General features: G+C 31.8%; 17 protein-coding genes and 1 riboswitch. Of the genes, 10 read left to right on the forward strand and 7 right to left on the reverse strand.

All coding sequences use genetic code 11. The annotated features are described in order from the left end of the window. Window positions 1-5 precede the first annotated feature (5 nt). Together BQ5450_RS07765 and BQ5450_RS07770 are read left to right on the forward strand one after the other, a co-directional pair. Window positions 6-941, forward strand: a complete 936-nt coding sequence (locus BQ5450_RS07765; RefSeq protein WP_071126490.1) for an NAD(P)/FAD-dependent oxidoreductase — start codon at window positions 6-8, stop codon at window positions 939-941. Beyond that, window positions 938-2,725 carry a thioredoxin domain-containing protein gene (locus BQ5450_RS07770; protein WP_071126491.1) on the forward strand — a complete coding sequence of 596 codons (1,788 nt, stop codon included), beginning with the start codon at window positions 938-940 and terminating at the stop codon, window positions 2,723-2,725. The genes BQ5450_RS07765 and BQ5450_RS07770 overlap by 4 nt, the downstream gene beginning before the upstream one ends. Before the next feature lie 18 nt (window positions 2,726-2,743). Here BQ5450_RS07770 and BQ5450_RS07775 read toward each other — a convergent pair whose 3' ends face one another. Next, complete coding sequence (locus BQ5450_RS07775) at window positions 2,744-3,370, reverse strand: haloacid dehalogenase-like hydrolase (protein WP_010244615.1); 627 nt, start codon at window positions 3,368-3,370, stop codon at window positions 2,744-2,746. A gap of 73 nt (window positions 3,371-3,443) precedes the next feature. On the opposite strand from BQ5450_RS07775, the gene BQ5450_RS07780 reads away from it, so the two are divergent. Both BQ5450_RS07780 and BQ5450_RS07785 read left to right on the forward strand, forming a co-directional pair. Then, window positions 3,444-4,490: a DNA polymerase IV gene (locus BQ5450_RS07780; RefSeq protein WP_010244612.1), complete on the forward strand. Its 1,047-nt coding sequence runs from the start codon at window positions 3,444-3,446 to the stop codon at window positions 4,488-4,490. Then, window positions 4,491-4,916, forward strand: coding sequence for a PaaI family thioesterase (locus tag BQ5450_RS07785; RefSeq protein WP_010244609.1), 426 nt, complete (start codon window positions 4,491-4,493; stop codon window positions 4,914-4,916). Window positions 4,917-4,959: 43 nt separating this feature from the next. On the opposite strand, the gene BQ5450_RS07790 is transcribed toward BQ5450_RS07785, so the two are convergent. The 5 genes from BQ5450_RS07790 to nhaC form a co-directional block, all read right to left on the reverse strand. Then, complete coding sequence (locus tag BQ5450_RS07790; protein ID WP_010244606.1) at window positions 4,960-5,418, reverse strand: hypothetical protein; 459 nt, start codon at window positions 5,416-5,418, stop codon at window positions 4,960-4,962. Beyond that, entirely contained in the window at window positions 5,418-6,212 is a 795-nt protein-coding gene (locus BQ5450_RS07795; RefSeq protein ID WP_010244603.1) for a DUF3100 domain-containing protein, read from the reverse strand. The genes BQ5450_RS07790 and BQ5450_RS07795 overlap by 1 nt, the downstream gene beginning before the upstream one ends. 8 nt (window positions 6,213-6,220) lie before the next feature. Beyond that, complete coding sequence (locus tag BQ5450_RS07800) at window positions 6,221-7,399, reverse strand: M20 metallopeptidase family protein (protein ID WP_010244600.1); 1,179 nt, start codon at window positions 7,397-7,399, stop codon at window positions 6,221-6,223. Between the two features lie 185 nt (window positions 7,400-7,584). Then, window positions 7,585-8,346, reverse strand: coding sequence for a formate/nitrite transporter family protein (locus BQ5450_RS07805; RefSeq protein ID WP_010244597.1), 762 nt, complete (start codon window positions 8,344-8,346; stop codon window positions 7,585-7,587). A gap of 57 nt (window positions 8,347-8,403) precedes the next feature. Further along, complete coding sequence (gene nhaC, locus BQ5450_RS07810) at window positions 8,404-9,828, reverse strand: Na+/H+ antiporter NhaC (protein WP_071126492.1); 1,425 nt, start codon at window positions 9,826-9,828, stop codon at window positions 8,404-8,406. Between the two features lie 132 nt (window positions 9,829-9,960). Here nhaC and BQ5450_RS07815 point away from each other — a divergent pair, with 132 nt between their 5' ends. From BQ5450_RS07815 to BQ5450_RS07835, 5 genes are all read left to right on the forward strand, one after another. Next, window positions 9,961-10,470 (forward strand): adenine phosphoribosyltransferase, encoded by a 510-nt coding sequence (locus tag BQ5450_RS07815; protein ID WP_071126493.1) that lies wholly within the window; start codon window positions 9,961-9,963, stop codon window positions 10,468-10,470. A 178-nt stretch (window positions 10,471-10,648) separates the two neighbouring features. Beyond that, the gene (thiC, locus tag BQ5450_RS07820) at window positions 10,649-11,950 is read left to right on the forward strand and encodes a phosphomethylpyrimidine synthase ThiC (RefSeq protein WP_071126494.1); all 1,302 of its coding nucleotides are present in this window, start codon (window positions 10,649-10,651) and stop codon (window positions 11,948-11,950) included. Window positions 11,951-12,034: 84 nt separating this feature from the next. Further along, window positions 12,035-12,140: riboswitch (TPP riboswitch) on the forward strand. Between the two features lie 35 nt (window positions 12,141-12,175). Continuing rightward, on the forward strand, window positions 12,176-12,691 hold the full coding sequence (thiW, locus tag BQ5450_RS07825) for an energy coupling factor transporter S component ThiW (RefSeq protein ID WP_010244586.1): 516 nt from the start codon (window positions 12,176-12,178) through the stop codon (window positions 12,689-12,691). Next, window positions 12,681-13,493, forward strand: a complete 813-nt coding sequence (gene thiD / locus BQ5450_RS07830; RefSeq protein WP_010244583.1) for a bifunctional hydroxymethylpyrimidine kinase/phosphomethylpyrimidine kinase — start codon at window positions 12,681-12,683, stop codon at window positions 13,491-13,493. Before thiW ends, thiD begins: the two co-directional genes overlap by 11 nt. After that, window positions 13,477-14,865 (forward strand): hydroxyethylthiazole kinase, encoded by a 1,389-nt coding sequence (locus tag BQ5450_RS07835; protein WP_071126604.1) that lies wholly within the window; start codon window positions 13,477-13,479, stop codon window positions 14,863-14,865. Before thiD ends, BQ5450_RS07835 begins: the two co-directional genes overlap by 17 nt. A gap of 66 nt (window positions 14,866-14,931) precedes the next feature. On the opposite strand, the gene BQ5450_RS07840 is transcribed toward BQ5450_RS07835, so the two are convergent. Continuing rightward, window positions 14,932-16,959 carry a urocanate hydratase gene (locus BQ5450_RS07840; protein WP_010244577.1) on the reverse strand — a complete coding sequence of 676 codons (2,028 nt, stop codon included), beginning with the start codon at window positions 16,957-16,959 and terminating at the stop codon, window positions 14,932-14,934. A gap of 321 nt (window positions 16,960-17,280) precedes the next feature. Between BQ5450_RS07840 and hutI the strand changes: the two genes are divergently transcribed. Next, complete coding sequence (gene hutI / locus BQ5450_RS07845; protein WP_071126495.1) at window positions 17,281-18,546, forward strand: imidazolonepropionase; 1,266 nt, start codon at window positions 17,281-17,283, stop codon at window positions 18,544-18,546. Window positions 18,547-18,839: the final 293 nt, after the last annotated feature.

Below are 18,839 nucleotides of genomic sequence, written 5' to 3' on the forward strand. Positions count from 1 at the left end.
ATTATATGAAAAGTTATGATTTAATTATAGTAGGTGCCGGTGCATCTGGACTTAGTGCAGCTATTTATGCTGGCAGATCCATTTTAAAAACTCTTGTTATAGAGAAATTTTCCTTTGGGGGAAGAGTAAACGATACTCCAAAAATTATTAATTATCCGGGGTTTAGAGAAATTTCAGGAAGAGATCTTATAAATGAATTTAGGAAACAAGCAGAAAATTTTGATACCAATGAATTTATTTATGGCACAGTTTCTAAAATTGAAAAGATAGATGATGGGTTTAAAGTGAAAACGGCAAGGAGAAAAGAATTTAGTGCTAAGGCAATTATTATTGCAACTGGAACTTATGCAAAGATGATAAATGTTCCTGGTGAAAAAGAATTTGCAGGACGAGGCGTGTCTTATTGTTCTACTTGCGATGCAGATTATTTTAAAGACAAGGATATACACATTTTGGGATCTGGTGACTTGGCACTTGAAGAGGCGGATTATCTTTCTAATTTTGCAAATTCAATTAATATGATAATTATTCATGAAGAGGGAAATTTTGATGGAAATGAATTGGAAGTTAAAAGGAATTTAAAAAATCCAAAAATTTCTTACACTTGGAATTCTAAATTAAGTGGAATTTATGGAAATGACAGAGTGGATTCTTTGGAAATTTTAAATTTAGTTGACAATGAATCCATGAGAGTGTCTTCTGATGGAATTTTTATTTTTGCTGGTATGAGCCCAAATTCTGATTTTGTAAAAGATTTAGTTGATGTTGATGAGTTTGGATTTATAAAAACTGATGATTATATGAAAACTTCTGTTGAGGGAGTTTTTGCGGCGGGAGATATAAGAAAAAAGTCACTTAGACAAATTGTGACAGCAGCAAATGACGGAGCAGTTGCTACAGTTTATGCAGAAAAATATATTAGAGATAGAGGTGCGAAGTGAGAGTATATCCAAGGGGAACTGTGCTCTACAATAGAGAAAAAGCATACAGTGGAATAAATTTAATTTCAACAGCAAAGGACGGAGCGCTTATTACAAAAATGGATGGCACAGAGTTAAAGAGATATGCTGTAAATCCAATGCCTGCAAAGATGATTCCAAATAAGAATATAATGAGTGTATCTTCTTTTAGATCTTCTGATTTTGGAGTTAGTGATGGTATAAAACTTTTGGAATTTGATAAAAACGGAAAAATTGTATTTGATTTTGATAAGTTTAAATATACAGAAGACAGAGGATACACTTCAAAGTGGATGGCAAGAGCACATTCGGACTTTCAAAGAGAGGGAAATAGCCTTGGATATTATTATCCAGGCGAAAAAATTGTGGAAAATGGAAAGACGCTTTTATTAGTTCACGATGAAATTGTTGACAGTAAAATTTCTGACAAAACTCTTTTAGATGATGTAATTTTGGAAATTGATGACGAAGGAAACATTCTTTGGAAATTTTCCTTTAGTGAGCATTTTGACGAACTTGGTTTTTCCGAAGAAGCTAAAAATGTAATTTATAGAAATCCAAATCTTAGAATTACAGAGAAACCTCTTGGAAATTATTTGGATGTTACATCAATTTCTACAATTGGAGAAAATAAATGGTTCGACCAAGGTGATCCACGCTTTCATCCAGACAATATTTTATTTACTGCAAGGGCAGCAAATATTATTGGAATAGTCGATAAAAAAAGATCGAGAATTTGTTACAAATTGGGACCAAAGTTTTCAGACTTTAAAAAAGTTGATCCAGTAGTGGGTTCTGCCTTTGCAAGTATTGTGCCTAAGGGACTTCCTGGAGAAGGAAACCTTTTAATTTTTGACAATGGTGGGAGATGTGGTTATGGATCTCCAACTCTCACTTCACAGTCAGGATTACTTCCCTTTGTTAGAAATTATTCTAGAATTCTTGAGATAAATCCAGTTACACTTTCAGTAAATTGGTCTGTGGATCCAAGAGATTTTGGATTTTCAATTCCAATTAATGGATATAAATTTTATTCACCCTATGGAGGAAATTTACAAAGACTTCCCAATGGAAATACTCTCATAACTCTAGCCACAGAGGGAATGGTAATTGAAATTACAAATTCAAAAGAAATAGTTTGGCAGTGGACTTGTCCTTACAGAACTACGACAGAAAATCTTTTGAAAAATAATATGATTTACAGAGTTTATCGTTACCCTTATGAATATTTAGATGTAGATGATTTTGAAAATGAAATAGAAGAGATAGAAGATGCATCTTATTATAAATTAAAGGGAGCAGGATCTTTCAAATCTGTGGAAGTTACAAATGTAGCAAGAAGTGAACTTACAAACGATATAGATCCACTTTCACAAGAATCGGAATCAGTAAAAGATCTTGTAGAAAATAAGAAAATAATAAAAAGAAATGAATCGCAAATAAAATATGTAAATCAAAACTATTTTGACGAAACTATAAATAAGGAAAAAGCTGCAATAATAATTTATGGAGCACAGAGATGTTCACACTGCGAATCATTAATAGAAGTTATGGAAGTTCTTTTGGAAGAAGAATTTAAGGAAGTAAACTGCTACTATATGGATCTCGATAAAAACAAAGACTTTGCAGAAAAATATGAAATTTTTCAACTTCCAAGAGTTTCTTTTTATAGTGATGGAGAAAAAGTTTACGAGTTTATGGGAGAAAAGTCCTATGATGAAATTGCAGGCTTAATAGAAAAATATTTACTTGAAGTGGATGAATAGAAAAACTGGGGTGTTTCCTCAGTTTTTTCTTTTCCATTTAAGATTTTTGTAGCCTTTTTTGTTTACTTTTGAATTTATTAAAAATTTCTTTTCTACAAGGCTTAACATATATTTGTCATCTTTGTAGGAATCGGAGTATCCACGAGAATTTTCATAGTCGATTTCTATATTTTCTTTTTCAAAAATTTCTTTTATGTTTTTGACTTTTATATTTTTTTTATTATTTTCTTTTAAGATTTTAAAGTTTTCGTCTAAGTCAGTTCCAATTATATAATCGAAGGGAAAGATTTCTGCTACGTATTTTAAATAATTTGTGGCTGATGCGGAGCATAAAACTCTTATCGCATCGCTGTGGGCATTAAATTCTTCGTAAAATTCTTCAAAGAAGTATTTTGGATAGAGATATTCTGTTACAAAAGCTTTAAGTTCATCTTCTGAAAAATATTTTATGACAGAAACCATTTCATTTTTCATTATTTTAAAATTTCTTTTTATTTTTGAAAGTATAAAAGAATATATAAATTTTAAAATTGTTGTAAAAAGATTTATTTTTTTATGAATAAGAGCGTATTTATAAAGTTTAAAAATTGATTCGCAGTCCACTACTGTTTTGTCAAAATCGTATAATACAACTTTTCTTTTCAAATTCTCACCTCAATAGAATTATACCAAATTGTATTCATTATAAAAAGTATGTGATATACTAGTTGTGATGTTTATGGAAAATATTATTCATGTAGATATAGATGCTTTTTATGCTTCTGTTGAGGAATTAGATGATAAAAGTTTAATAGGTAAACCAGTAGTCGTAGGTGGCAAGAGCAATCATGGCATTGTAACTACGGCTAATTATGTTGCGAGAAAGTATGGAATTCATTCGGCTATGCCAATGTATATGGCGAAAAATCTTTGTGATCATTTGATTATAATGCCCATGAGAAGGGATAGGTATCTTGAGAAGTCTCGTGAAGTTTTTGATGTTTTAAAAACATATACAAAGGTGATAGAAAAAGTTTCTATTGATGAAAGCTATCTAGATATAGAAGGTCTTGGTTATGATGAAAATATTGTCTATGAAATTCAAAAAGATGTCTATAATAGGACAGGTCTAAATGTCAGTATTGGCATGAGTTATAATAAGTTTTTGGCTAAACTTGCAAGTGACTGGAACAAGCCTAAGGGAATAATGATTATTAAAAAAAGAGATATCCCAGAGATTTTATTTCCTCTAGACATTAGAAAAGTTCATGGGATTGGAAAGAAGTCTGAGAAAAAACTTAGAAATATTGGGATAAATACTGTGGAAGAGCTTTACTCTCTATCCTATGATTTTTTGGTCAGTATGTTTAAGAAAAGTGGCGAAGAAATTTACAATAGAATAAGGGGAATTGATAATAGAAAAGTTACGCCAAATACTGTTAGGAAAAGTCTTGGGACTGAGACGACTTTTGAAGTTACAAGCAAAAGAGATGAATTAATAGGATATTTAAAAGAATTTTCTCATGAAATCTCTGAAGACTTAATTGTAAAGGAAATTTCAGGTTATACTCTCACTCTAAAAATGAAAAATGAAGATTTTAAGGTAAAGACGAGGTCGAAGACTTATGAAAAAGCAATTTATGCAGAAGATGATATTTATAAAAAGAGTCTTGAAATTTTTGACGAAGCCTATGGTGGCGAGAAGTTGAGGCTAATTGGAATAACAATTTCTAATTTAGCTGATTTAAGTATACGACAACTTAGTTTTTTTAAAGGGGAAGAATAAATGGAAAAAATGAATTTAAAGGAATTATTTGAAAAAGATAATTATGTAAAGAGTAGCAACATGGAGTTTGTAAAATTAGAAGGTGATAATTTAGTTTTAAAGATGAATCCAAATAAAAATCAAATGAATGCTTACAATATCTTACATGGTGCACAGATGTTTTCGCTAATGGACACCGCAGCAGGATGTCTTTGTATAATTAATGGTAAAAAAGCTGTAACATTAGATTCAAGCATAAATTTTATTGCAAGTTCTGTTTTGGGTGAAGAAGTTTTTTCTAAAACAAAAATTATTCACTTGGGTAGAAGTACAGCAGTGGTTGAAGTAGAAGCCCATACTAACAAAAAATTATTAGCAAAGGGAAGTTTTACTCTTTTTGTTGTTGATGAGATGAAAATTTCTGGAAATGAATTTTTGAATAATTAATTTATTAAAAAATGGGACAGGTAAGATAGCCTGTCCCAAAATTTTAATTAAATAACTTCATGAAGAAATCGCCCATTAAACTTGATATTAAAAATGTGCCTATGATCACAAAAATTGAAACTATGATGCCTTTTAAGCCAACTTTTTTAAAGGCACCCCAGTCTTTCCCAATTATAACTCCTGCATAGGCAAGTATTGGAGTTATAATTGCATTTAGATTAATATTATTGACATAGAAGACTACATTTTCTGAAAAAGGTGATATTGGTGATGCAACTAAAATTGCAATAATTGAAATCCAAAGGACTGCTGAAATTTTTTCTAGGGGAACTAAAAAGGATAATGTATAGCCCAAAATACATATAGTTGCCAAAATAAGAAGACCTGGTAAGGATTCTTCTAGTGAAAAATCGTATCCAATTATATTGCAGGCACAAGTCATTATTATTGTTAATACTAATGCTATAATGATATTTGGAATTTGTGTTTTTAATTTTTCCATTATTTATCTTCTCCTTTTTTTCTTTTAAGTTTAGAATATAAAAATTCTGTTATAGGAAGTCCCAAGAATATTCCAAGAGGAAGTGCAATTACACTTGATATTAAATTGGAAAGTCCCGCAAAAGCAGTCATTTGTGATTCAAGTTCTGGATAATTTGCGATAAGAGCAGAAAGGCCAGCTGTCATCATTGAAGCAGAACCAGCACCTGTGCCCATTGCTGCAGCAATAGGAGAAATAATTCCAAGGCTTATTGCAATTGAAGAAATAATACTCATAACTATTGGACCCAAAATTGTTCCAATAATGTATACTGCCATTACGCCTCTAAATTCAGCAGATTCTGCACCATAAGTATCTTGAATTAGTCCTACATTTGCTTCTCTACTAAGAGCGTGACACATTCCAACGGATTCTCTTTTAAGGCCTAGTGCAAGAGCTATCGGAAGGGAAATGATTATAGTTCCAAGGTTTCCAAAATTTTGAAGTACAAGTGCAAGCCCAGCTTTTTTAATTTCTTCTAGCTGAGAGCCGCTGGCAACTCCAAGTTTTGCAATTAAGAGCGCAAGTCCTATTCCCATCATCAAGTTTGCATTCTCAGAACTTTCTTTCTTTACAATTTTTAAAGGAGACATATAAAAGGCGAACATCATAAGCATTGACCAAATAAGAGGAGAAAATACAATGTTTATGCTACCTATTTTAAGAGTCTTTGCTCCAATTATTTCAGCCAATATTGCTAGAATAAGAACTGAAATATGAAGTTTATAATCTTTTTTTAAATTTGTTTTATTCATAATTTCACCTATTTTAAAAAGTCAAAAGCAGTGGCAACAAAGATTGAAACACCCTTGTAAAATTCTTTTTCGTCTAAATCAAATTTAGAGTTGTGATTGGGATAATATTTTCCGTCTTTAGCAGGAGCTAAATTTGATAAAAATAGAAATGTTCCAGGAACTTCTTTTAAATAAAATGCCATATCTTCTCCACCCATTGTTGGAGCAGAAAGATCAAATATGTCTTCTGGAAAAAGTTCAGCAGTAATTTTTTTTACATAATTTGTAAAAGCTGGATCATTATTTAAAACTGGATAAAATCTAGTGTATTTTGTTTCGGCAGATCCACCATAAGTTTTTGCAATGCCATCTGCAATTTCACCAATTCTATTTTCAATTAAATCTCTAGTATTTTCGTCTAAGGCTCTTGCAGTACCTAGCATATTGACTTCATCTGGAATAATATTTTGAGTTGTGCCGCCATTTATTTTACAAACAGAAATTAGTGCCCTTTCAATTGGAGCGATTTCTCTTGAAACTATTTTTTGAAGACCCATTAGAATTTCTCCAGATATAATAATTGGGTCTACAGTCATTTGAGGATTAGCTCCGTGACCACCCTTGCCCTTAACTTTTATAGAAAAAATATCCATAGAAGCCATAAGTTCCTTTTCTTTAAATCCAATAGAACCTTGTGGCATATCAGAAAGTTTTCCGCCATGCATTCCAATTATGTGATCTACCTTTGGATTTTCTAAACAGCCTTCTCTTATCATAGGTTCTGCACCGCCGGGAACTTCTTCGCCTGGTTGAAAGATAAATTTAACAGCACCTTTAAATTTATCTTTATTTTCATTTATTATTTTAGCAGCGGTAAGGGCAATTGCAGTGTGTGAATCATGACCGCAGGCGTGCATATTACCTTCGTGAGTAGACATAAAACTTAGTCCAGTTTCTTCTTTTATAGGAAGGGCATCCATGTCAGCTCTTATAGCGAGGCATTTTCCATCTTCTTTTCCATAAATAGTTGCCACAATACCATTTCCATTCACAAATTCCTTATAAGAAATTCCAAATTCATCTAATTTTTCTTTTACATATTTAACTGTCTTTGGGAGGTTAAGTTCAAGTTCAGGAATTTTGTGAAGTTCTCTTCTCATTTCGATACACAAAGCTTCATTTTCTTTAGCGAGTTTAATAATATCCATTTTAATCATCCTTTCCATGTTTTATAAAACATTAAAATAATGTATAAAAATAAAACTATTTTATGTTTAAAGGGTATTATAGATTAATTTTTTTAAAATGTCCAATTATTTTGGAATATATTTTGTATTGTAAAATCACATAAAAAAGCGAGGATTTCTTCTCGCAAGTTGACTAAAATTAAATTTTATTTTTGGTTTGTGCTTCCCAAAACATTATAAGTTAAAGCAACTAAAAATCCTCCAATAATATTTCCTATTGTGACTGGTATTAAATTTTTTAAAATTAATCCGAATCCAAATTCTGGATTTAAAATTTTTGTGAGTGCAAAACAAGTCATATTTGCAATACTATGTTCAAAACCAAGACTTACAAAGGCAAATATACACCAAAAAATCATAATTAATTTAGAAGTATCAGAAATTTTTCTAGAACAAATTAAAACTGCAAGACAAACTAAAATATTGCACATAATTCCCTTAAATAAAAGTATAGAAAAATTAAAGCTAGTTTTGCCTGTTGCAAGTTTTAAAAGTGCACGATTAAATTCATCTGAAACACCAGTCATTGAAAATAAAAGTGATATTAAAATTGAGCCCAAAAGATTTCCAATGTAAGAAAAAAATAAGATTTTTAAAAGCATTGATGTATCAATTTTTTTGTTCATTTTTCCAATATTTGTCACAAGAACATTTCCCGTAAAAAGTTCCCCACCTGCAAATATAACAAAAGAAAGAGCAAGGGAGAATACAAATCCATTGATAAATTTTACAATTGGAATAGATAGAGAAGAAAAGACGCTTGCTGAAAGTGTCATAATTAAAAGTCCCATTCCAATAAAAAATCCTGCAAGAACAGAAGCAACCATATACTTGAAGAGTGAATCGTCAAGCAGATTTTTCTTTGTGCAAGCAGAATTAGTTAGTCCAGTTATTATATCTTTGTACATATTACACCTCTTGAATAATTAATTTCCTCATTAATTATATCAAAAAGAGTTTTCTTTTCAATCTATGATAGTATTTTTATCACTATCTAAAGTGAATTTTTTAGAGTCAATTCCTGCAACTATTATTTGGACTATTGGCATTAATAGATTGAAGAATAAAAAAGGAATATATGCCTTTGTAGCAACTCCCAGAACAGAAGACATATAAACTCCGCAAGTATTCCATGGTATCATTGCAGATGTTACAGTACCTCCCGATTCCAATGTGGAGGATAGTAGTTTTGGATGAAGGTTTCTATCTCTATATTCATTTTTAAACATTCTTCCTGGCACAACAATAGATATATATTGCTCTGGCATTGATGCATTTGTGAATATACAAGTTAATATTGTTGCTGTGACAATTCCCACTGTTGATTTTATTTTGTGCAAGAATTTTTTTACTATGGCTTCAAGTATTCCTGTTTCTTCTGCAATTCCACCAAACATCATTGCAATTATAGTAAGGGATATAGAGGACATCATATTGTTTAGTCCACCTGTTGTTAAAAGTTTGTCAACAGATTCCACATTTGTATTTGAAACAAAACCATTTAATGCAGCAGATAATATATCGCCAAAGTTAACTTTTTGATAAATTGGACCTAAGAATGCAGCGACAATAATGCCAAGGCTAATTCCAGGAAGTGCAGGTACTTTTGCTGCAATGGAAACAACAACTACAATTGGTGGAATTAATAGTATGGGGCTAATGTTAAAATTATTTTTTAGACCATTAGTTATAATGTTTATACTAGATAAATCCGCAGAAGTATTTTTGTACTTTGTAGATAAAAATCCAAAAATAATAAGAGTTATAGCGTAAGTTATGAGGGTAGGCTTTAACATTGCCTTTATGTGAGTAAAAACATCGGTACCTGCCATGGCAGGTGCAAGGTTTGTAGTGTCAGATAGGGGACTCATTTTGTCACCAAAATATGCACCAGATAGAATTGCACCTGCTGTAATAGGTGCAGGAATGCCAAGGCCTTTTGCAATACCCATAAGAGCAATGCCCATCGTTCCGGCAGTCCCCCAACTTGTACCTGTAGCTAGGGAAGTTATGGATGCAATTAAAACTGTGGCTACTAAAAAGAATGATGGTTTTAATATTAAAAGACCATAATAAATCATAGTTGGGACAACACCGCAAAGTATCCATATACCAATTAAAACTCCTATTATCGCAAGTATTATAATAGATTGCATTGCTTGGGAGATTCCCTTTATCATTGAATTTTCTATAAACTTCCAACTGTATCCAATTTTAAGACCTACTATGGAAGCGATAAGTACTCCAATTAACATAGGGATATGTGGAGATTCTTTGTATTTAATTATGCTTATAAACATTATTATAACAAGGAAGGCAAATGTAAATACAGCTTCGCCAAAGGTTGCCTTTCTAATATTGTAATTTTTATTGTGAATATTTTTGTTCATATTACACCTCTAAATGCAAGTTTAACTTAAGATTAAAAATTTAAATAATTATACCATATAAAGCTTAAATATTAAAAGTTTTTGGATAAATGGTAAAAAATGATGTTATACTATAAAGGAATGGAGGATGTTATGGAATTAAAAGATACAATTCGTGCAATAGAAAATTATCCAAAGCCTGGCGTAATTTTTAGAGATATCACGACTCTTTTAAAAGATAATTATGCTTTTAAACTTTCAGTGGACGAAATGGCAGAAAAAATAGATAAAGATGTAGATAAGATCATTGGAATTGAAGCGAGAGGATTTATATTTGGGTCTGCATTAGCTTATAAACTTGGCAAGGGATTTATTCCTGTGAGAAAACCAGGAAAGCTTCCTGCGAGTAAGATAAAAGAATTTTATGAACTTGAGTATGGACGAGATTCAATAGAAATACATGAAGATGCAATAGAACCTGGAGAAAAAGTTGTAATAGTAGATGACCTTTTGGCAACAGGTGGTACAGCAAAAGCTTGTGTGGATCTTGTAAAGAAGTTAGAAGGAGAAGTTTCTTCTTTAGTGTTTTTGGTAGAACTTCCAGAACTAAAAGGAAGAGAAGTTTTAGATGGAGAGAAAGTATATTCAGTTATAAAATATTAAAAAATATGATTTAAGATTATAAAATTGATTTTAAAATTTACAAATAATATAATAAATAAACTTATGGGAGCAAATTGCTGAGAGGAGTTAACACTCGACCATTTTACCTGTTAGGATAATGCCTTGATGGGGAAAAGTAATGCCACTCCTATAATATTTTTAGGAGGTTTTTTTATTTATGAAATATTCTACTCAAATGGAAGCGGCAAAGCATGGTTTTGTCACTGAAGAGATGAAGATTGTTGCAGAAAAGGAAAATGTATCTTGTGACTATTTATTAGAGAAAATTGCTTGTGGAGAAATTGTAATTCCAAAAAACAAAAATCACAAATCAATTTCGCCAGAAGGTATTGGAACTGGACTTAGAACGAAAATTAACGTAAATCTAGGCATTTCTAAAGACCTAAATGATATTGATATGGAAATGAAAAAAGTAGATATGGCGCTATCAATGGGTGCAGAATCTATTATGGATCTTTCCAATTATGGAAAGACTCAAGAATTTAGAAAAAGACTAATTGAGAGATCTACTGCAATGATAGGAACTGTACCAATGTATGATGCAGTTGGTTTTTTGGACAAAGGACTTTCTTATATAAAGCCAAAGGAATTCTTGGAAGTTGTTAGAAATCATGCTGAAAATGGTGTCGATTTTGTTACAATTCATGCTGGTATAAATAGAGCAAATGCAGAAATATTTATGAGGAATAGACGCGTAAATGAAATTGTTTCACGTGGTGGTTCACTTCTTTTCGGTTGGATGAAGATGAATGACAGAGAAAATCCATTTTATGAATATTATGATGAATTATTAGATATATGTCGTGAATATGACGTTACACTTTCTCTTGGAGATTCACTTAGGCCGGGTGGTATTCACGATGCGACAGATCCTTCTCAAATTTCGGAACTTATAACATTAGGAGAGCTCACGAAGAGGGCGTGGGAAAAAGATGTTCAAGTGATTATAGAAGGTCCTGGGCATGTGCCAATAGGTGATATTGAAACTAATGTTAAACTTCAAAAGAAACTTTGTCACAACGCACCTTTTTATGTGTTGGGGCCACTTGTTACAGATGTAGCTCCTGGTTATGATCATATTACATCAGCCATTGGTGGGGCGATTGCAGCATCTTATGGGGCAGATTTTTTATGTTATGTAACTCCTGCTGAACATTTGAGACTTCCAGATGTAGACGATGTTCGTGAGGGGATTGTTGCTTGCAAGATTGCAGCTCATGCAGGAGATATTAATAAAATAAAAGAAGCAAGAGAGTGGGATCTTGAGATGAGTAAAAGACGTCAAAAATTAGATTGGCAAGGTATGTTTGATATTGCTCTTGACAAAGAAAAACCAAGGGAGTACAGAGATTCATCAATTCCAGAAGAAGAGAACACCTGCACTATGTGTGGTTCTATGTGTTCTGCAAGGAACATGAATTTAATTCTTGAAGGTAAAGATATAAAAATAAAATTTTGATTTATTGTAAAGATTTAAATTTATAAGTTATTTATAGGTGAATGTCAATTATTTTTAAAAATAATATTTTAGTGATATAATTAAATAAAAATAAAAGGGAGCTTGTTGACAGGCTGAGAGGAAACTAGTAGTTTCGACCGTTTACCTGATTTGGATAATGCCAACGTAGGGATTTATAAGGCTAAATGTAGCTGCTTTGTCAACATGCTCTAAGGGAGGTTTAATATGAAATCTAATACTAAGAAATTGACAATAGCAGCTCTTTTTGTTGCTATTGGTGTTGTTTTTTCCTTTGTAAATATTCCAGTGGGCTTGGCAAAATGTTATCCAATACAGCATATGGTAAATGTTTTATCTGCTGTATTTTTGGGACCAGTTTACTCTGTTCTTGTTGCTTTTTGTATTTCACTTATTAGAAATATTTCAGGAACAGGTTCTCCAATGGCTTTTCCTGGCTCAATGGTTGGAGCTTTATTCGCGGGAATATTATATTATAAGACGAGAAAGCTTTCCTTTGCTTTTTTAGGAGAAGTAATTGGTACAGGTGTAATTGGTGCATTAATTGCATATCCTGTTGCTAAATTTATACTTGGAAAAGAGATGGCGATATTTGGTTTGGTAATTCCTTTTTCAGTGAGTACTCTTGGCGGTTCTATAATAGCGATTATAATTATTTTAAGTATTAAGAACACATCGCTTGGAAAATATTTTAAATTTGAGAGGAATTTAAATGGACATTAAAAATATTCTTACAATAGCTGGTTCGGACTCCATTGGAGGTGCAGGTATTCAAGCAGATTTGAAGACTATAACTAGCTATAAATATTATGGGATGAGTGCGATTACAGCAATTACTGCACAAAATACTATGGGTGTTCAATCCTCTCTTGATATAGAAAAAGGAATGTTAAGGGATCAACTTATATCAATTTGCGAAGATGTATTGCCAGATGCTGTAAAAATTGGAATGGTGGCAAATCACCAACAAGTAGAAGTTATATCAGAGATTATTGATAAATATTTAAGAGATATTCCCATTGTATTAGATCCAGTTATAACATCTACAAGTGGATTTAACCTTACGCCCAATGCTACTGTGGAGAAGATGGAAGAAATTTTATTTGACAAAATAACATTAATCACACCAAATATAATTGAAGCAGGAATAATTTATGGGAAGAAGATTGAAAAGCTTGAAGAAATGAAAGAAGCGGCAAAAATTTTATACGAAAGATATAATACAGCAGTGCTTATAAAAGGTGGACATCTTAAAGAATCTAAGGATGATGTGCTTTTTGACAAGGCTGGTCTTTCTGTTATAAAAGGAGAAAATATTGATAATGAAAATACACATGGCACAGGTTGTACTCTTTCAAGTGCCATAACTTGTGAGTTAGCAAGTGGTAAGAGCCTTTATGATGCAGTATTTTCTGCAAAAAAATATTTAACAGGAGCAATTGCTTTTGGTTTTGATATAGGAAAGGGAAGAGGTTCACTATATCATATGTATAATTTGCGTGATAAAAATGAAAATAAGTTATAATTTAAAAGATCTAAGGGAAAAAGCTCCTTTGGTTCACATAATTTCAAATAGTGTTACAAGCGATAGGGTGGCTGACCTATCTCTTTTAATAGGATCAAGCCCAATGATGACAGACTATTCAAAAGAAGTAGCTGAAATTACAGAAAAGTCCTCTGCTCTTGTATTAAATATGGGGATGTTAAACGATGATAAAGTTGAAGCTATTAAAATATCTGCAAAAATTGCAAATGAAAATAAAATCCCCATTGTTTTAGATCCAGTTGGAGTTTCTTCTAGCAAGCTAAGACGTGATTTGGCAAAATATCTCATTAAAAATTTTAAATTTAATGTAATTAGAGGAAACTTTAATGAAATCAATTACTTGGTTAATGGAAAAACTTTTACAGGTGTAGATTCCAAAGATGCAGATTTTACACAAAATGATTTTATAAATCTTGCAATAAAGTTAAATGAAAAAACTGGTGCAACAATTTTAGTAAGTGGAAAATATGAAATAATTGCAAATTCTCACATGGTCATCTCTATATGTGGTGGAGATGAAAATTTAAAGAAGATAACTGGTCTAGGGGATATGGAATCTGCAATGATAGGATCTCTTTTAGCTAGTCCAATGTCTAATTTAAAAGCTTGTGTTCTTTCTTCGATATTTTTAAGGCAAATTGCGAAAAAAAATATAAGGAACAATAGTATAACTGCCTTGGACATTATAAGAAATATGCAAATTATAGATGAAATAAAAGGTGAAGTTGATGTTTTAGTCCCAACTTATAAATTTAAGGAGCCTACTTTGTATGGAATCTCAGAAGGAGATAAAGTATTAAAAATAAAAAATGCGGTTAAAGGTGGGATGAGAATTTATCAGCTTAGAGATAAATTTGCAGATGAATATAAACTTGGAGAAAAAATTATAAATATAAAAAAAGAAATTGGAGAAGAATGTCTATTTATATTAAATGATAATTTAAAACTTGCAAAAAAATATAATGTTGCCCTTCATCTTGGTCAAGATGACGAAAGAGTGTCAACTGCAAGAAAAGTTTTGGGAAGAGATAAAGTGATAGGGGCAACAGCAAAGACGCCTGAGCTTGCCATTGAAGCAGAAAATATGGGTGCGTCTTATATTGGAACGGGAGCTTTCTTTAAAACAGAAACTAAAAAAGATGCGTCTATGATTTCTTTAGAAAATTATAAAGATATAAGAGATTCAGTATTAATTCCAGTATTTCCAATAGGAGGGGTAAAAAGAGAAAACCTAGATTTTTTTAGTGGCGTAGACATACCAGGTATATGTATGTCTAAGGGAATATTTTCTTTAAAGGAAAATGAAGTAGAAGAAAATGTGAGAGAAATAATAAACAAATTAAAAATATAGAAAAATTTTTCAAATATGTAAAAAGCCCTGCCAAAAAAGCAGGGCAAATTTTATATTTAATTAAACTCAGTCAATGTTTAGTTCGTCAACAGCATTATCAATTAGTTCATCTTTTACAAGATAAGGAAGAGTAATGTGTCCGAATTCATTGTCTTCGTTAAATTCTTTAGTTACTTCGATGGCATGATCATTTCTAGCCCAGTTACGTCTAGCTACACCACTCATAACATCCCAAGTAAGTGAAAGTTTAATGATTTCATCAACCATTTCAGATCCATCAAGTACAAGACCAAATCCACCATTGATTGATTTACCAATACCAACTCCACCACCATTGTGAAGAGCAACTAAACTCATACCTCTTGCACAGTTACCTGCAAAGCATTGAGTAGCCATATCAGCCATTACATTAGAACCGTCTTTGATGTTAGAAGTTTCTCTAAATGGAGAGTCTGTACCAGATACATCGTGATGGTCACGACCCATCATAACAGGACCAATTTTTCCTTCTCTAACAAGTTCGTTAAATTTAAGAGCTATTTCAACTCTACCTTTAGCATCTTGGTAAAGAATTCTTGCTTGAGTTCCAACAACTAATTGGTTCTTTTCAGCATCTCTGATCCAGATATAGTTATCCATATCTTGGTATCTTCTGTCTTTATCTATACATTCCATTGCAGCGTGGTCAGTTGCAATTAAATCTTCGTGTTTACCACTTAGGCAAACCCATCTGAATGGTCCATATCCATAGTCAAATAGAAGTGGTCCCATAATGTCTTCTACATAAGAAGGCCAAATGAATCCGTCCTTGTCGTCTTTACCGTTTTTAGAAATTTCTTTAACTCCTGCATCATAGATAGCCTTTAAGAAAGAGTTACCGTAATCAAAGAAGTAAGTTCCCTTATCAGTAAGGTTTTTAATAACTTCAAAGTGTTGTTTAAGAGTTTCATCAACAAGTTCACGGAATTTTTTAATATCAGTTCTTAAAAGTTCAGTTCTTTCTTCAAAAGAAATTCCAACTGGACAGTATCCACCATTGTACGCATTGTGACAAGAAGTTTGGTCAGAAAGTAGGTCAATGTGGAAGTCATTTTCGTCCATATAGTGAAGAAGATCAACGATATTTCCGTGGAATGCAATAGAAAGAGCTTCTTTCTTTTCAAGAGCACCCTTAGCAAGTTCGCAAGCTTCTTCAGGAGTTTCAGCAAGTTTTTGAATCCAGCCTTGTTCAAGTCTAGTTTCAATTCTTGAAATATCAACTTCAGCAATGATAGAAACAGCACCAGCGATATCTCCAGCTTTACCTTGAGCACCACTCATTCCACCAAGTCCAGATGAAACAAATAATTTGCCAGCTAAGTTGTCTTTTTCGCTAAGACCAAGTTTTAATCTACCAGCATTTAGAATAGTGTTGTAAGTTCCGTGTACAATACCTTGTGGTCCAATGTACATCCAACCACCAGCAGTCATTTGTCCGTAGTTAGCTACGCCCATTTCTTCTGCAACTTCCCAATCGTCAAGATTGTCATAAAGACCAACCATAAGACCATTAGTAATTATAACTCTTGGAGCATTTTTTCTTGATTTAAATAGTCCAAGTGGATGACCAGATTCCATTACAAGTGTTTCGTCATCGTGCATAATTTCAAGATATTGTTTGATTAAGTTGTATTGCATCCAGTCGTGACAAACTGAACCAGTTTCTCCGTAAGTAACAAGTTCATATGGATATAAAGCAACATCAAAGTCTAAGTTATTGTCAATCATTACTTGGAAAGCTTTTCCAGCTAGACAATTTCCTTTGTACTCGTCAATAGGTTTTCCGTAAATTCTTCCTTCAGGTCTAAATCTATAACCATAGATTCTTCCCCTAGTAGTAAGTTCTTCTAAAAATTCAGGAATTAATTCTTCGTGGAACTCTTCTGGGATATATCTTAGAGCATTTCTAAGAGCAATTTTAGTTTGATCTTTTGAAAGTCTAAATCCTCTATCAGGAGCTCTTCTGATTCCTTGTTCAAAAGATTTTTTTTCTGGCAAGTTTTTAATTTGTACCTTCATAATCTTTTGAACATCTTCATTATGATTATTTATCACTTTTATCAACCTCCATTTATAATAGACATTATAGATTATATTTTTAAAAATGTAAATAAAAAAGAGAATTAAATTAAGGAAATTAATTTCCTAAAAATTATAAAAAAGTATTTTTTGTAAAGATTTAGTAAAAATTTAAAAGGTATTTATATAATGTTTGAGTATCCGTACATAAGTATAATGTAAGAATTAAATAGATTATTTTTCGAATAAATTTATTATATGGAAAATTTATTTAGTGTATCAAAAATAGAAAAATTAGTTTACAATATATTTAGTGGGTATAAAATAAATATTAAAGTGACAGAAAGAGGAGGAAATATGAAAGCGGATAAAGTATTAATTAATCTAGAACAAGTTTTTTCACCTAAGGATATAGGTAGACCTTTGAGAGGTGAAGAAATGAATGAAGCCGATATTTTAGAAAATGCATACATCGCAATTAAGGATGGAAAGATTTTAGAAGTTGGCGAAGGAAATGGATACGAAAGTTTAAAAGATGACAATACTGAAATAGTAGACCTTACAGGAAAAGTTGCAACTCCAGGTCTTATTGATGCACACACTCATTTGGTATATGGTGGAAGTCGTGAAAATGAATTTGCAATGAAGCTTAATGGAATGGAATATCTTGAAATTCTTGAAGCAGGCGGTGGAATTCTTTCTACACTTAAGGCAACTGAAGAAGCAAGCTTTGATGAATTATATAATAAGACAAGAGACCTTCTAGAACATATGCTAGTTCATGGTGTAACTACAGTTGAAGCAAAAAGCGGATATGGAATAAATCTTGAAACTGAACTTAAAGAACTTGAAGTTCTTGAAAAGTTAAATGAAGATTTTCCAACAGAACTTGTAAGAACATTTATGGCAGCTCATGTAATCCATGAAAAATATAAGGATAACTCCGATGAATATGTTGACATTGTAATTGACATGATGCCAGAAGTCGCAAAGAGAAATTTGGCAGAATTTTGTGATGTATTTTGTGAAAAGGGAGTATTCACAGCAGAACAATCTGAAAGAATTCTTGAAGCTGCAAAAGAACATGGTTTTAAAGCAAGAATTCACTCTGATGAAATTGAAAATGTTGGCGGTGTAGATGTTGCTGCTAAGGTTGGAGCGGTTTCTGCAGAACACTTGATGGTTGTTGATGATGAAGAAATTGAAACTTTATCTAAGGCTAATGTAATTGGAAATCTTCTTCCAGGAACAACATTTTCACTTATGCTAGACACTTATGCACCTGCAAGAAAGATGCTTGAAAAGGGAATGGCGATTACACTTTGTACAGACTCAAACCCAGGATCTTGTCCAACTGCAAATCTTCAATTTATAATGCAACTTGGTTGTCTTGAAATGAAACTTACTCCAGTTGAAGTATATAATGCTGTTACTATTAATGCGGCTTATTCTGTTGATAGAGCAGAAACTATTGGATCCTTTGACAAGGGCAAGAGAGCAAATATTACAGTATTTGACGCAAAAAATATTGATTATACACTTTACTTCTTTGCTACAAACTTATGTAAACAAGTTTATGTAGATGGAGAACTTGTTGTAGAAGATAGAAAACTTGTTAAATAATAATTTTAGATTCCTCTCTAGTGGAAAACATTAGAGAGGTCTTTTTATTTCAAAAATTTTCAAAGAAATTAGGATGAATTTTATCTTAGAAACCTAATAAAATAAATTGCCTTAAATTTATTAAAATTTATTTTTTTCTCTAACATAAAATTAAACTTTAAAAGAAAATCAATTTTTTATTACTGTTAATTAGAGAGTTGGTGGACTTTTACAGAACAATTTTACATGAAAAGAATTACTTCTATGCTAATAAGTTATCATAAAAAGATAATGATGTATTGTATTTTTTATAG

The organism is Peptoniphilus lacydonensis (genome assembly GCF_900106515.1).
GTDB classification, from domain to species: domain Bacteria; phylum Bacillota; class Clostridia; order Tissierellales; family Peptoniphilaceae; genus Peptoniphilus_A; species Peptoniphilus_A lacydonensis.

Excerpts from the sequence above, each read along its gene's own strand:
- BQ5450_RS07765 (WP_071126490.1), top strand. The coding sequence starts at position 6 with ATGAAAAGTTATGATTTAATTATAGTAGGTGCCGGTGCATCTGGACTT.
- BQ5450_RS07780 (WP_010244612.1), top strand. The coding sequence starts at position 3,444 with ATGGAAAATATTATTCATGTAGATATAGATGCTTTTTATGCTTCTGTT.
- BQ5450_RS07785 (WP_010244609.1), top strand. The coding sequence starts at position 4,491 with ATGGAAAAAATGAATTTAAAGGAATTATTTGAAAAAGATAATTATGTA.
- BQ5450_RS07790 (WP_010244606.1), bottom strand. The coding sequence starts at position 5,418 with ATGGAAAAATTAAAAACACAAATTCCAAATATCATTATAGCATTAGTA.
- BQ5450_RS07795 (WP_010244603.1), bottom strand. The coding sequence starts at position 6,212 with ATGAATAAAACAAATTTAAAAAAAGATTATAAACTTCATATTTCAGTT.
- BQ5450_RS07800 (WP_010244600.1), bottom strand. The coding sequence starts at position 7,399 with ATGGATATTATTAAACTCGCTAAAGAAAATGAAGCTTTGTGTATCGAA.
- BQ5450_RS07805 (WP_010244597.1), bottom strand. The coding sequence starts at position 8,346 with ATGTACAAAGATATAATAACTGGACTAACTAATTCTGCTTGCACAAAG.
- nhaC (WP_071126492.1), bottom strand. The coding sequence starts at position 9,828 with ATGAACAAAAATATTCACAATAAAAATTACAATATTAGAAAGGCAACC.
- BQ5450_RS07815 (WP_071126493.1), top strand. The coding sequence starts at position 9,961 with ATGGAATTAAAAGATACAATTCGTGCAATAGAAAATTATCCAAAGCCT.
- thiC (WP_071126494.1), top strand. The coding sequence starts at position 10,649 with ATGAAATATTCTACTCAAATGGAAGCGGCAAAGCATGGTTTTGTCACT.
- thiW (WP_010244586.1), top strand. The coding sequence starts at position 12,176 with ATGAAATCTAATACTAAGAAATTGACAATAGCAGCTCTTTTTGTTGCT.
- thiD (WP_010244583.1), top strand. The coding sequence starts at position 12,681 with ATGGACATTAAAAATATTCTTACAATAGCTGGTTCGGACTCCATTGGA.
- BQ5450_RS07835 (WP_071126604.1), top strand. The coding sequence starts at position 13,477 with ATGAAAATAAGTTATAATTTAAAAGATCTAAGGGAAAAAGCTCCTTTG.
- hutI (WP_071126495.1), top strand. The coding sequence starts at position 17,281 with ATGAAAGCGGATAAAGTATTAATTAATCTAGAACAAGTTTTTTCACCT.